Origin of the sequence: Frankia sp. EI5c, from assembly GCF_001636565.1 — a bacterium.
Taxonomy (GTDB): domain Bacteria; phylum Actinomycetota; class Actinomycetes; order Frankiales; family Frankiaceae; genus Parafrankia.
On record NZ_LRTK01000003.1, the window covers coordinates 42259 to 55236 of the forward strand.

The 12978-nt window shown below is 75.2% G+C and carries 9 protein-coding genes and 1 pseudogene; 4 read left to right on the forward strand and 6 right to left on the reverse strand.

Annotated elements, in window-relative coordinates; translation table 11 throughout:
- Positions 1 to 3 precede the first annotated feature (3 nt).
- Positions 4 to 3348 (forward strand): DUF4132 domain-containing protein, encoded by a 3345-nt coding sequence (locus tag UG55_RS01160; RefSeq protein ID WP_083986274.1) that lies wholly within the window; start codon positions 4 to 6, stop codon positions 3346 to 3348.
- A gap of 30 nt (positions 3349 to 3378) precedes the next feature.
- Here UG55_RS01160 and UG55_RS01165 read toward each other — a convergent pair whose 3' ends face one another.
- From UG55_RS01165 to UG55_RS01175, 3 genes are all read right to left on the reverse strand, one after another.
- The gene (locus UG55_RS01165) at positions 3379 to 3924 is read right to left on the reverse strand and encodes a sigma-70 family RNA polymerase sigma factor (protein WP_066061519.1); all 546 of its coding nucleotides are present in this window, start codon (positions 3922 to 3924) and stop codon (positions 3379 to 3381) included.
- A gap of 90 nt (positions 3925 to 4014) precedes the next feature.
- Positions 4015 to 5712, reverse strand: coding sequence for an Hsp70 family protein (locus tag UG55_RS01170; protein ID WP_066061522.1), 1698 nt, complete (start codon positions 5710 to 5712; stop codon positions 4015 to 4017).
- A 159-nt stretch (positions 5713 to 5871) separates the two neighbouring features.
- On the reverse strand, positions 5872 to 6789 hold the full coding sequence (locus UG55_RS01175) for an aminotransferase class IV (RefSeq protein ID WP_066061525.1): 918 nt from the start codon (positions 6787 to 6789) through the stop codon (positions 5872 to 5874).
- Between the two features lie 200 nt (positions 6790 to 6989).
- On the opposite strand from UG55_RS01175, the gene UG55_RS01180 reads away from it, so the two are divergent.
- On the forward strand, positions 6990 to 9311 hold the full coding sequence (locus UG55_RS01180; RefSeq protein WP_066061625.1) for a PAS domain-containing protein: 2322 nt from the start codon (positions 6990 to 6992) through the stop codon (positions 9309 to 9311).
- A gap of 61 nt (positions 9312 to 9372) precedes the next feature.
- Here the strand turns inward: UG55_RS01180 and UG55_RS01185 are convergent, their stop codons facing one another.
- The 3 genes and pseudogenes from UG55_RS01185 to UG55_RS30975 all read right to left on the reverse strand — a co-directional run.
- The gene (locus UG55_RS01185; protein WP_066061528.1) at positions 9373 to 10041 is read right to left on the reverse strand and encodes a SnoaL-like polyketide cyclase; all 669 of its coding nucleotides are present in this window, start codon (positions 10039 to 10041) and stop codon (positions 9373 to 9375) included.
- A 423-nt stretch (positions 10042 to 10464) separates the two neighbouring features.
- Positions 10465 to 10790: MarR family winged helix-turn-helix transcriptional regulator (locus tag UG55_RS01190; RefSeq protein WP_242423560.1), on the reverse strand; the 326-nt coding region annotated here is incomplete at its 5' end.
- A gap of 1 nt (position 10791) precedes the next feature.
- Positions 10792 to 10941, reverse strand: a pseudogene (locus tag UG55_RS30975) (MarR family transcriptional regulator); the annotation flags it as partial.
- A gap of 352 nt (positions 10942 to 11293) precedes the next feature.
- On the opposite strand from UG55_RS30975, the gene UG55_RS01195 reads away from it, so the two are divergent.
- Positions 11294 to 11722: a cold-shock protein gene (locus tag UG55_RS01195; protein WP_066061535.1), complete on the forward strand. Its 429-nt coding sequence runs from the start codon at positions 11294 to 11296 to the stop codon at positions 11720 to 11722.
- A 13-nt stretch (positions 11723 to 11735) separates the two neighbouring features.
- Positions 11736 to 12911 (forward strand): N-acetylglucosamine-6-phosphate deacetylase, encoded by a 1176-nt coding sequence (gene nagA, locus UG55_RS01200; protein WP_066061539.1) that lies wholly within the window; start codon positions 11736 to 11738, stop codon positions 12909 to 12911.
- The last annotated feature ends 67 nt before the right edge of the window (positions 12912 to 12978 follow it).

Sequence of the window (12978 nt, forward strand, 5' to 3'; positions counted from 1 at the left end):
GTCGTGCTGCCCGACACCGACACCGACACCGACATGGACACCGACATGGACAACGACATGGAAGACGACGACAAGGACGAGGACACCCTCGTCGTGCCGACATCCTGGCGAAAGGTCCTGCACCCGCGGCGCGGGGGCACACCCGTCCGGACGGTGTTCACCGAGACCGAGGTGGCGACCGCGGTACAGGAGCTTGTCGAGCAGTACGGCCGGCCGCTGCGGGAGATCATCGGCAACCCCGCCAGCGAGCCGGGTCTCGCCGTGGCGGCTCTGCCCTGGCTGGACAGCGCCTGGCGGCGGGACTGGGTGCGGCTCGCCGACGAACTGACCCCCGCCGGCGCGGCGGCGGTCGTCGCCGCCGTGTGTCACCTGCTCGGCGAAGGCCGGCCGGACGGGCGAACAGCGGCGTTCGCCGATCTCTGGGTGGCCGTGCACGGCCTCGGGTTCGCCGCCCGCGCGGTCGCCGAGCTCTGGTCCATCGACGTCGCCTTCCGCGGCGACCTGCCACACCGCCATCCGCTCCGGCGGCTCGGGCCCAACACGCAGGCGGCGCCGCGGCACCTGCCCTGGCTGCTGGTCGCGAGGCGGGTTCGCGCCCACCTCGCGGCGGCCGGCGACGACCAGTACGCGCGGGTGGCCGAGGCACTGGCACCCTACCGGGCCGACGGGCCGGGTCAGCGCGCCGTGACCTCCTACCTGCTGCCCACCCGCACCGACTGGGTCGCCGAGGACTGCCGCGTCGTCGCGGCGGCCTCGGCCGCCACCCCCGCCCTGCTGCTGCTGATGTCCGCGGGAACCTCGGACCAGGCCGAGCGGATCGGCCACCTGGTGTCGGTCGGGGCCACGCGCAACCTCAGCGGCGTCTTCGAAACCCTGGCGGAGGGCGTCGGCGCGGGGGCGGCGCCGCTGCTGGACCACTGGCTCGACGAACCGCTCCTCGACACGCGGCGCCGTCAGCACCTGCTGGCCATCCTCGCCGCACTGCCGTCCGACGAGGCGTTGCGGCTGCTGCTCGCCCGGGCTGAGCAGAAGCACGTCCAGCCGGCGGTGCTCGCCGCGACGAAGCGGTTCCCGGCGCGTGCCCTGCGGCTGCTGCCGACGCCACCATCCGCCGCGGCATCCGGCACCGCGGTTCCGGATGCCGCGGCGGAGCTGCTGCCGCGGGTGCTGGTCACGCCGCCGTGGGCGGGCCCGCGGCGGCGGCCGAAGCAGGTGGTGATCGACGGCCTCGACGTGCCGACCGAGCAGGCCGTCGTCTGGCGGCCCGGTGAGCGGGAGAGCTGGGCGGCGGCCGGCGAGATCCGCCCCATCGCCTGGGGGGAGATGACGGGCTGGTCCTGGCCGAGTCGGCTGCGGGCGCTGCGCGAGGGCGCGCTGCACCCCTTCCAGCAGCGGGCAGTGTTCACCGAGGGCCCGGAGGAGCTCGTCCGGCCATACCTGCGCAGCTGGCTGCCCGCGGCGCCCCGGAACGCCGAATCGTGTCTGCCGTGGCTGGTCAGCCGGTTCGAGCTGGACGCGCTGCCGCTGGCGCTGCACCTCGGCGCGCGCCGGGCGGGCGCGAGCGCCCCGTGGCTGCTGCCGTACGCCTCCGCCGAGGTCGCCACCGTGATGGCGGACTGGCTGCTGCGGCTGACCTCGGTGCGCGCGGACGCGCTCGCCTGGTTCGCGCGCCACCCCGCCCTCGCCGCGGCCGCGCTCGTGCCCGCCGCCGTCGGCCCGGCCGGCCCGCGCCGGCGGGCGGCGGGCAACGCGCTGCGCACCGTCGCCCGCGGTGGCCACGCCGGCGACGTCCTGACCGCCGCCCGCCGCCACGGCGAGGCCGTGGCGGCCGCGGTCGAGGCGCTGCTGACCGCGGATCCGCTCGACGCCCTGCCCCGTCCCCTCCCGGCGGTACCGGACTGGGTGGATGCCGCGGTGCTCCCGCAGGTGCTGCTGCGGGACCGTAAGCAGGCGCTGCCCGCCGCCGCCGTCCGGCAGCTGTGCACGATGCTGGCGCTGTCGAAGCCGGGCGAGCCCTACGCCGGGGTCGCCGCGGTACGCGAGGCGGTCGACCCGGCCTCGTTCGCCGCGTTCGGCTGGGCGCTGTTCGAGCGCTGGCAGACGGTCGGCGCGCCGGCGAAGGACGGGTGGGCCCTCGACGCGCTCGGCTGCGTCGGCGACGACGACACCGTGCGCCGGCTCGCCCCGCTGATCCGCGCCTGGCCCGGCCAGGGCGGGCACGCCCGGGCGGTGCGGGGCCTGGAGGTGCTCGCCGGGATCGGCACCGACCCGGCGCTGGCGCAGCTGCATGCGATCTCACGGCAGGGGAGGTTCCGGGGCCTGCGGGAACGAGCCGCCGCGAAGATCGCCCAGCTGGCAGCCGACCGGGAGCTGACCCCGGAGCAGCTCGCCGACCGGCTCGTCCCCGATTTCGGGCTCGACGCCAACGGCAGCCTGACCCTGGACTACGGGCCGCGCCGGTTCGTCGTCGGCTTCGACGAGCGGCTGCGGCCCCGTGTCCTGGGCGGGGACGGCACCCGCCGCGCTGCCCTGCCGAAGCCGGGCGCGCGGGACGACGAGCGGCTGGCCCCCGCCGCCTACCAGCGGTTCATCGCGTTGCGCGCGGACGTCCGCGCCATCGCCGATCACCAGCTCGGCCGGCTGGAGGAGGCCATGGTCACCCAGCGCCGGTGGACGGTCGCCGAGTTCGGGGAGCTGTTCGTGCGGCACCCGCTGCTGGGGCACCTGGCCAGGCGGCTGGTCTGGCTGGTGGACGACGCGGACGGCGGGCCGCCGCGGGCAGTGCGCATCACCGGGGACCGCACCCTCGTCGACGTCGAGGATGACCCGCTCCCCCTTCCGGCGGCGGGCGTCCGCCTCGCGCACCCGCTGCACCTCGGTGACTCCGTCGGCGCCTGGTCCGCCCGCTTCGCCGCCCACGAGATCCCGCAGCCGTTCCCGCAGCTCGACCGGGCGGTGTACACACTGACCGACGCGGAGCGCGGCGAGACGGTCCTGCGCCGGGCCGTCGGGATCACCGTGCCCACGGTCGAGGTGCTGCGGCTGGAACGCCGCGGCTGGCGCCGGGGTGTACCGCTCGAGGCCGGTGTCCAGGGCTGGCTGGAACGCGACCTGCCCGCCGGTCGCTCCGTCGCCCTCGATCTCGACCCCGGCATCCTGGTCGCCGACGTTTCGGAGTTCCCCAGCCAGCGGCTGGGCGAGGTGTCGGTGAGCGATCGGCCGACCGGCGGCCGGCACACCGCCGCGGCGCTCACGTTCGGCGAGCTCGATCCGGTCATCGCCTCCGAGATCCTGACCGACCTGACCGACCTGACCGACCGGGCCGACCGGGCGGACCGCGTCCCGTGAGCAGCTTCCGCCTCCGCCGGCCCGGCGGCCTCAGCCGCGCAACCCCAGCCGGCCGGCCTCCACCCGCAGCGCCCGCAGCCCGTGGAAGGTACGGCTCTTCACCGTTCCCACCGGCACCCCCAGCACGGCGGCGGCCTGGGCGGTGGTGCGGTCCCGCAGGTAGGTCTCGACGAGAGCGGCCTGGTGCGACTGCCCGATCCGGCCCAACAGCGCGCCGAGCGTCAGCGAGTCGACCAGCGCCTCGCTCCCGTCCGGCTGCAGGAACGCCCCGGCCCGCTCCGGGGTCAGTTCCAGTTCGGCCGGCCGGGCACAGCGCATCCGGTGCCCGTCGACGACGATGTTGTGCGCGACCCGGCGCAGCCACCCGTGCACCGAGCCCTTCTCGGGCACCAGCCTGTCGAGATGGTGCCAGGCGCGCAGGAACGTCTCCTGGAGGACGTCCTCGGCCCGCGCGCGGTCGCCGCCGCAGAGGCGACTGACGTAGGCGAGAAGTGCTGGCTGGTGCTCCCGCACGATGCGGTCGAAACGGTCGCCGGCCGGCTCCGCGTCCCTGCTGTGTTCCGTGATCGTCGCCATGCCACCGACGATTTCGGAACAGCTCGCGCCGTCCCAGGGAGCGTGCCCCCGACCTGCGGGGCGGGCCCCACGACGTTGGTAGGGCCTGCCCTACCCGCGGTTCCCGTCCGCGCCGCGCCATCGCACGAGCTCCGTGGCCGGGTGGACGTCCGCGAGCACGGTGGCGCTCGCGGCGCGCGGCGTGGGCTCGGCGGAGGGTGCCTTCGTCCGGGTGGCGTAGCCGTACACCGCGCCGGCGACGGCGGCGAGCACGAGTGCCACCAGGCTGATGACCAGCGCGACCGTCACATCCCGGCGGCTGAGCCCGACCTGACCGGCGCCGTCGGGCGAGGGCTGGTCGTCGGGCCGTGCCGCCGCTGGACGTCGTCGCGGCCTGAGCCGCCGCCAGTGGGAGGACCGCGCCTCGCCGGCGACCGGGCTCTCCCCCTTCCCGGGGCCACTGTCCCCGGGGTCGCTGTTCCCGGAGGCGGCGGTCGCGAGCTCGTGGCCTGTTGGTGCGACGGCCGCGGCCTCGGTCTCCCCAGCGGCCTCGGTCGCGGCGCCGCTCGCCGCGGTGGCTACCGGGTCCTCCTGCGCCGTGGCCCGCCGCACCCGGCGCCGCTTCGCCCTACCGGCGACCGTCCGATCGGGCATGTCGGGCGGTGGCGGCGGGCCGGGGGGCGGGGGCACCGCGGGCGCCGGGTCGGCGGCAGTGTCGGTGTCGGCGGCAGTGCCGGTGCCGGTGCCGGCTGCGAGCAGCGTCGCGGCGATCTGTGCGGCCCCCAGGGCCACCACATGCTTGGGATGGGCGTCGACCAGGACGGGGCGGCCGAACTGGGCGGCCAGCGTGCGGGCTACCAGCGGAATCCGCGAGGACCCGCCGGAGAGCAGGACCGCGGTCAGATCGGCGGGCGCCACCTCGGCGGATTCCAGCGCTCGCCGCAGCCCGTCGACCGTGGCCGCCACGGCCGGGGCCGCCAGTTCCTCGAACCGTTCCCGGGTGAGCCGCACCTGCCGGTGGGCGCCGGTGAGGAACACCGGGATGACCGTCTCCGCGTCGAAGGTGAGCGCCTCCTTCGCCAGCACGCATTCGTGCCGCAGGCGGGTGAGCGCGACCGCGTCCTCGTGCGGGTCCGCCGCCGTCACCGCGCCGCCGAGCTCCTCGTCGACGTGGCGGAGCACCGCCGCGTCGAAATCGACGCCGCCCAGCCATTCGACGCCTTCCGGGGTGCCGAGCAGACGCGGCGCCCCGGCCTCGCACCGCAGCACCGCGCTGTCGAAGGTTCCGCCACCGAGGTCGTAGACGGCGATCACGTCGCCGTCGGCCAGCTGGCGCGCGGTCGCGTAGTAGGTGCCGGCGGCCACCGGCTCGGTGACGAGGTGCACCTCGCTCAGCCCGGCCAGCCTGGGCACGTCCTCGAACTGTTCGAGCCGGTAGGCCCCCCAGACCGCGGGCCGGCTCAACACGACCCGGTCCGGTGGTTCCCCCTCCAGCCGGACGGCGGCCGCGACCGCGTCGCGCAGCGTCGCGGCGAGCAACGCGGCCGGTGAGTACGGAACGCCGGCCAGCACTATCGGCGTCGGGTCCCCGAGCCGGCGCTTGAACTCGCGTGCCGCGCGTGCCGGCTCCTGCCCGGCCCGCCGCTCGGCCGCGTCACCGGTCAGCAGCCCGCCCTCGGAGGCCGCGTAGGCGACCGAGGGGACGGCGGTGCTCCGGCTGCCGAGGCTGACCATCTCCAGCCGGTCGGGCCGCCCGGTCGCCACCGCGGTGAAGGTCGTCCCGAGATCGACGCCAAGCCCGTAGCTCACCGTGCCCGGCTCCGGGGGAACGCGGTCCGTGCCTGCATGGATCCTCCATGACACATCGGTCGAATCGAGGCTACCGTCACCGACCTTGGCGTGCGGATCCGTGTCCGTCCCGGCGGCGGACGGCGGCCGGTGCGTCCGCGGTGAAGCCTCCCGTGGATGTCAGATCTCGTCCCAGGGCACGGCGGTGTGGACGCGGCGCAGTGCGGCCATCACCGCCGGTGCGGGCGAGAACGTGGTCGTGTCGATGCGCTCCACGGCCGCCAACCCACGGGAGTTGGTGACGAACGCGGCGCGGAAGCGGGCTGTGTCCGCCAGCCGGACGGGCTCGCGGACCGACTCCAGCGGTGGGTCCGACTCCAGCGACGGTGGCCGTCGCGGGGGCGGGCTTGCGGGCGGAGCGCCGGCCGGCGTACGCAGCCGCTCGTGGAGCAGCGTCATGGTGACCCCGCGCAGCGCGGGGGCTGCCGGCCAGACCACCGTGGCGGGGCCCTGGGCGCCGTCGGCGGGCGCGTCGACGAACCCGATGTTGGCGATGGTGGTCTCGCAGACCAGGCCGTCGGCGGTGACCAGCAGCGCGTCATCGAACCCGCGGCGGCGGGCGACGCGTCCACCGTGGATCTGGCCGAAGGTGCCGATGTGCTTGAGGTGCGCGAACGGCCGCTCGGGGCGCACGGAGCACAGCCGCAGCGGGGCCGCGGGCGGCTCGGCCGGCGGGCCCGCCGACACCAGGACGCAGACCTCACCGCCGCCGGTCGCCCCGCTGCCGTGCCCGCCGGCGGGGAAGACCACGACCCGCACGGTCGCGTCCCCGCCGTGCCCCGCCGCGCCCGGGTCCGGCCACGCGGCCAGCGCGTGCCGGATCCGGGCCCGCAGCAGCTCCTCGTCCAGGCCGGTGCCGTAGAGCTCCCGGTTGGCGTCGTCCAGCCGGCGCAGGTGCAGGGCGAGCCCGCGGACCTTGCCGGCCCGCACCTGCATCGTCGTGAGGTGGCCGTCATTGGCCAGAGCGAGCGGGCGCAGGTCGCCCGCGGCGGCGGGGCGGCCGTCGACCTCGACATACGGCTGCGGTGTCGTTTCCACGGGTGAACGCTAGACGCCGCCCGGATCCTGCCGGGATCCGTGGGCACCGCGCTGGCGACGATTCCCGCCGCGGGGGTGGATGATGTTCTGTCAGCGGTGAGTTCCGTCGGCGCGCGGTGCCAACCCGAAGAAGGGGATCCGCGGCTTCCGTGGCCGGTGTGGGTGGCGGCCGGGGGGCCGTGGTGGGAAGGGGGCTTTCGGTGACGTCCGAGATCAAGCACGCCGGCGCGGCCGGCCGGTCCTGGTCGCCTGCCGGGCTGAACCGGGCCGCCGCCGCGGAGGCTTCCGCGGTGTCGCTGCTGGACACGCTGAGCGAGGTCGTCTTCCGAACCGACGCTGACGGCCGCTGGACCTATCTGAACCGGGCCTGGACCACCCTGACCGGCTTCGACGTCGGCCCGAGCCTGGGGGCTCGCCTGCTCGACTACGTCCACCCCGAGGAGGTGGCGCACACGGCCACCGTGTTCGCCGACCTGGCACGGGGGCAGGCGGAGCAGTGCCTGCACGAGACGCGCTGCCGCACCGGGAACGGCGGCTACCGCCGGGTCCGCATCCGCGCGGGTGTGCTGCGGGGGGCTGCCGGGGAGGTTCTCGGCAGCACCGGGACCCTGGTCGACGTCACCGGGTCCCGGTCCGCACTCCGGATCGCCGGCGAGCAGGCCACGCTGCTGGAGTCGGTCACCGGCGGCGGTGACGACCTGCCCACCGGCGTCGCCGTGTACGGCGCCGACCTGCGGCTGCGCCGCTTCTCGCCGGCGGTCGCCCGCCTGGTCGGGCTGTCGCCTCGGGCCGGTGATCCGCTTGACCTGCTCGCCGGGCGCGGTCGGCCCGCCGGCTGGGGGGCACGTCCACTCGGCGGGGAGTGGGGGCTGGTGCGGGCCGCCCTGCGATCCGGCCGCACGCAGCTCGGGGATCTGGCACTGGACGGGGTGGCCGGGCCGGTGCGGTCGCTGCGGGCCTGTGTCATCCCGTTCCGGGAGGACGGCGAGGAGCTCGCGGCGGTGGTCCTGTCGGACATCACCGACCTGCGGGCCGCCGAACAGCGACAGTCGGCGCTCGCCCGGCTGGGCCAGCGAGCCCTGGCTGGGCCCGGGCTGTCGACCCTGATCACCGAGGCCGTCGAGATCGTCGCCGCGACGCTCGAGGTGGCCGTGTGCGAGGTGATCCGCTGCGACGGCGACGGCGGCGGCGGCGGTGATCTCGCGAGCGCGTCGGCCCAGGCACCCACCGACGCGCTGACCGACCCGCCCACCCCGCCCGCGGCCACCAGCCCGGTCACGGCCACGATGCCCCGCGACGCCGGCCCGATCCACCTCACCGGTCCGCTGGCGGTCGAGGCGAGATCCCTGCTTCGCCTGGCGTTGGACGTGGACGAGCCGGTGGTCGTGAACGACCTGGACGCCAGCCCGCATCTGCGTGGCGGCTGGTCGGACTCCGGTGTCGCCCGGGCGGCGCTGGCGGCCCGGGTCGGGCCGGCGGCCGCGCCGTTCGGTGTGCTGGCCGTGGCGAGCGCGTTGCCGGGCCGGTTCACCGGCGACGAGGCCCGCTTCGTCCAGGCGGTCGGGAACATCCTCGGCGCGGCGATCGACCGGGACCGGGCCGAACGGCGGACCAGGCAGCTCTACGAGGACGCCCGGCGGGGGCGGGAGTGGCTGGCCGCGAGCGCACGGGTCACCGTGGACGCGCTGGTCGCCGGCGAGTCGCAGCCCGCCCGCATGCTGCTCGCGTCGACGGCCCGCGGGCTGACCTGCGCCGAGGTCGGGGCCGTCGCGCTGCCTGACGAGGCCGGCAACCTGGTGGCCACCGAGGTCGACTGCGCCGGGCATCGGCACGCCGACTCCGAGACCCTGCACAGCCTCGCCCTCGCCCTAGAGGCCGCGGAGAACCGCCCGGAGTTCCTGGGCGGGCAGCCCGTGCACGTCGACGGTCTCGACGACTCCGATTCCTGGAGTGGCCCCATCGCGCTGGTCCCGCCAGCGGACAGCGTGCCGCCCGACAGCCCGCCCGACAGCCCGGTGGACGGGCTTGGGCAGGGCTTCGCCGCGCGGCCGGCCGCCGCGCAACCGGCCGCTGCCCGGTCAGCCGTGATCCCGCCGATCCCGCCGATCCCGCCGCAGCCGCGGCTGCGCGAGGCGCTGGTCATTCCGCTCACCGCCGCGGAGGGTCCCATCGGGGCCCTGGTACTGGGGAACGGGCCGGACGGTCCGCCGTTCGCGGCGAACGATCCCGCGCTGGCCGGGGAGTTCGCGAACGACGCGGCGGCGGCGATCCAGCTTGCCGAGACCTACCGCGAGCGGGCCCGGCTCGCCGTGCTCGCGGATCGGGAACGCATCGCCCGGGACCTGCACGACCTCGTCATCCAGCGCCTGTACGCGATCGGGCTGCACCTGCGCTCGCTGAGCCGGGCCGTCGGGGACGTGACCGCGGCCCGGCTGAACGCGGCGATCAACGGGCTGGACTCGTCCATCGACGACATCCGCAGCACGATCTTCCGGCTGCAGCCGACCCCGGCTGGTGCGTGACCGGGGGCGGTAGGGGCAACTGCCCCTACCGCCCCCGGTCAGGCCTGGCCGCCGCCGCGGGCTACTGGGCCGCGGGTGGGTGCTGCGCGCCGCAGAGCTGGCCCAGGAACAGGCTGTTGTCGTAGAAGTGCTCGGTCTCCAGCAGCCGCAGATCCGGCGCGCAGCGGGCGACCGTGATGCCGAACAGCTCAATCCGCTCGCCGGTCGGCTCCGTGCCCTTGTAGGGACCGGAGAAGGTGCCCCAGTGCCGCCACTTGAAGGTGATCACGGGCGGCGGCGAGTACACCTCCAGGACCTCCCAGAAGAAGCCGCCGGGAAATGCCTGGTGGAAGATCTCGTGCGACGACTCGAAGGTCTCCTCGCTGGCGCGGTAGTACGGGTTCTCACCGATCAGGATGTTGTAACTGCCGCGTTCGGCGAGTTCCGCGCTGTCCGCGGGCGGGCCGCCGTTGAGGCTCACCTTGATCCGGTCGGTGACCATGCTGATCCACTGGGCCGGGTCGGCCTTGTGTGACAGCTCCATCTCGAAGACCTGTACGAGGTTCTCGACGATGTCGGCGAGTGATCCGGGTTCGTGCCGGGTGGTGCGCTCGCCGGGCATCACCTCATGGGAGAGGTGGTAGTCGGGCGGTGCTCCATGCCGCCAGCGGGTGTCCGCCGAGGCGGCGATGACCGCGGCACGGCCCTGGAGATGTAGCGGAGTCGTGCCGGTCGGGCTGTCGTCGCTCACCGTGTCGTCCTCCGGTGTTCCGATGCTTCAGGTGGTCGGGTGCCGGCACAGGCCACGAGGAGCAGCGCCTCTGGCGGCCGTGGCGGCGGGCCCGTCTGGCCGCATCGCGCTGGTTGTCCCGAAAGAGGGCTACATGTCGAGTCTGTCCGCGGAACAACCTGCCAGGCCCAGATCATTTGTCCTCGGAGGAGCGTCAAAGGTCCCGTGGGGACGGGAAGATCTGCCGTCCGAGGGGGCCAAAGGGTAGCCCTCAGGTGGCCTGGATTGTCGCCGCAAGGCGGACCCAAGACCGGCCCGCCGCTGACCCAAGAACGACCCTTCGGTGCCCCAAGGCCCGACTCGCCGGTACCGGGGACCTGGCCCGTGGGTGACCCCCGGTCGCGGCCGGGGCCCCCGACGGCCGGAGTATCAGCGGCCGGAATATCAGCGGCCGGAGAGCCGCGCCGCGGCCGCGCGTGGCCAGGACCGCTGGTTCTGCCGGGCCTCAATGCCGATGTTGAGCCGCTCCAGCATCGCCGCGAACGTGCGCAGTTCCTGGGGGGACCAGTCGGCCATCAGGTCGCGCAGGTGGCCGAGGACGAAGTCGCGGTCCTCGGCGACCCGGCAGGAGCCCTCGGCGGTGATCGTCAGCTTGCGGGCGAGACCGCCGTCCGGATCGGGAACGCGTTCGGCCAGCCCGGCCTGCAACACGGCGGCGGTCTGCCGGTTGACGGTCGACACGTCGAGGCAGAACGCCTCGGCCAGCTGCCNGATCGTCATCGGGCCTTCGGCTTCCAGGCGGCTCAGCAGCAGGTAGGCGGACCGGTCCAGGTGACGGTGCCCGCGTCGACGCCGGGTGGGCAGGATGTGATGCCTGCCGAGCAGCATCAGTTCCCGTTCAAGATCCCGCAGGCTGTCCATACCCGTGCCTCACCCGTGCGGCACACCCGTACACCCGTACATCCGTGCCCGAGCCGCGTGTTCTCCGTACCTGAACCAGAAGTATGGCCGTTTTCGCAGCGTACGGGGCTGGTCGGCCGCGGCGCATCCGGCCGGCCGCGATTCGCCCGCGCCGGTCTCGTCGCCGCCCGCGGGTCGCCGGCCCCGGCGTCCGCTCGGCGGAGAGGACCGAAACCCGCCCGGGCGGGCGGGGGCTTGCCTAAGATGTCGGGCGACCGGCGCGGTCGGCCTCTCACGGTGACGGACGGGCCGGGTTGGCAGCCGGGTTGGTAGAGGGCCGGATCTGGGGTTTCTCAGGGGTTGTGGGTGAGTTGTGAGCACGGGTAAAGTCCTTCGTTTCGATCATGTTCGCGGCTATGGATTCATCGCCCCGAGTGATGGCGGTGAGGATGTCTTCCTGCACGCGAACGATCTTCTCGTCGAGAAGAGCCTGGTGGTCCCGGGCGTGCTGATGGAGTTCGACGTCGAGGACAGCGACCGGGGCCGCAAGGCGTCGGCGGCCCGGATCCTGCGCGGGTCGGCGGCCGGCCCGGCGGCGGTGGTGGCCGGGCCGGGGCCGGTGACCCCCCGCGCCGACGACGGCGGCGACGGGCTGTGCGACGTCCTGCCGCTGGAGGAGTTCACCCAGGAGATCACCGAGGTGCTGCTGCAGACCGATCCGCCGCTCACCGGCACGCAGATCCTGCACGTCCGCCGCGAGCTCGCCGCGGTCGCGCGCAAGTACGGCTGGGTCGAGAACTGAGGAACCGCCGGCGATGGCGGTGCTGACCGGCGCCCGCGTCATCACTCCCGGCGGTGTTCTCGACCCGGGGTGGGTGCGGGTCCGGGGCAGCCTCATCACCGAGGTGGGCCGGGGGCGCGGGCCCGCCGGCCAACCTGGCGAGGACGTCGTCGAGCTGGCCGGAGCGTGGCTGGCGCCTGGCTTCATCGACCTGCATGTGCACGGCGGCGGTGGTCATGACGTCGCCGCGTCCCGGGCGGACATGGCCGCCGCGGTCGCCTTCCACCGCGCCCACGGGACGACCCGCACGCTGGTCTCACTGGTGACGGCACCGGTGCCGCGGCTCACCGAGCAGCTCGGCTGGGTGGCCGAGCTCGCGGCCGCGGGCCCGGGCCCGGGCGGCCACGTCGTCGGCGCGCATCTGGAAGGCCCGTTCCTGGCACCGGCCCGCCGGGGCGCCCAGCCGGCCGAGCACCTGCGCCTGCCCGACCGCGCCGTCTACGCCGAGCTGGCGGCGGCGGCCGGCGGCGCCCTGCGGGTGATCACCATCGCCCCGGAGCTGCCCGGAGCCCAGGCCGTCGTCGCCGCGGCGGCCGCGGACGGCGTGATCGCCGCCGCCGGGCACACCGACGCCACCTACGACCAGGCCACCGCCGGTTTCGCCGCCGGGATGGCCCTGACCACCCACCTGTTCAACGGCATGCGCCCGATGCACCACCGCGAACCCGGCCCGGCGGTGGCGGCGCTGGACGCCGGGGTCGCCTGCGAGCTGATCAACGACGGGGTGCACGTGCACCCGGCGCTGCTGCGCCTCGTCGCCGCCGAACCCGAGCGGCTGGTGCTGGTCACCGACGCCGTCGACGCGGCCGGTGCCGGCGACGGCGAGTACCTGCTCGGCGGCCATCCGGTCCGGGTCCGCGACGGGGAGGCCCGGCTGGTCGCGGATGGGGCACTCGCCGGCAGCACCCTCACAATGGATGCCGCGGTGCGCCGGGCCGTCGCCGCCGGGCTGCCGATCCACGTCGCCTTCGCCGCGGCCGCGACGAACCCGGCGCGGGTGCTGGGGCTGGCGCACCGCTGCGGGTCGATCGCCCCGGGGCTGGACGCCGATCTCGTCGTGCTGGACGCCGAGCTGGCCGTCGTCGGCGTGCTGGCGGCCGGCCGCTGGCAGGGCGCGGGGCCCGGCGGCCGGTCACCGCACCCCGCCTGATCGCACTCGCACTCCGGACCCGGGACGCGGTCGGAGCCGGGGTGCGCGCGCACGGGTCCGGGGCGCG

Coding starts and splice junctions, on each gene's coding strand:
- UG55_RS01165 (WP_066061519.1), bottom strand. CDS start 3,924: ATGGCGACGATCACGGAACACAGCAGGGACGCGGAGCCGGCCGGCGAC.
- nagA (WP_066061539.1), top strand. CDS start 11,736: ATGGCGGTGCTGACCGGCGCCCGCGTCATCACTCCCGGCGGTGTTCTC.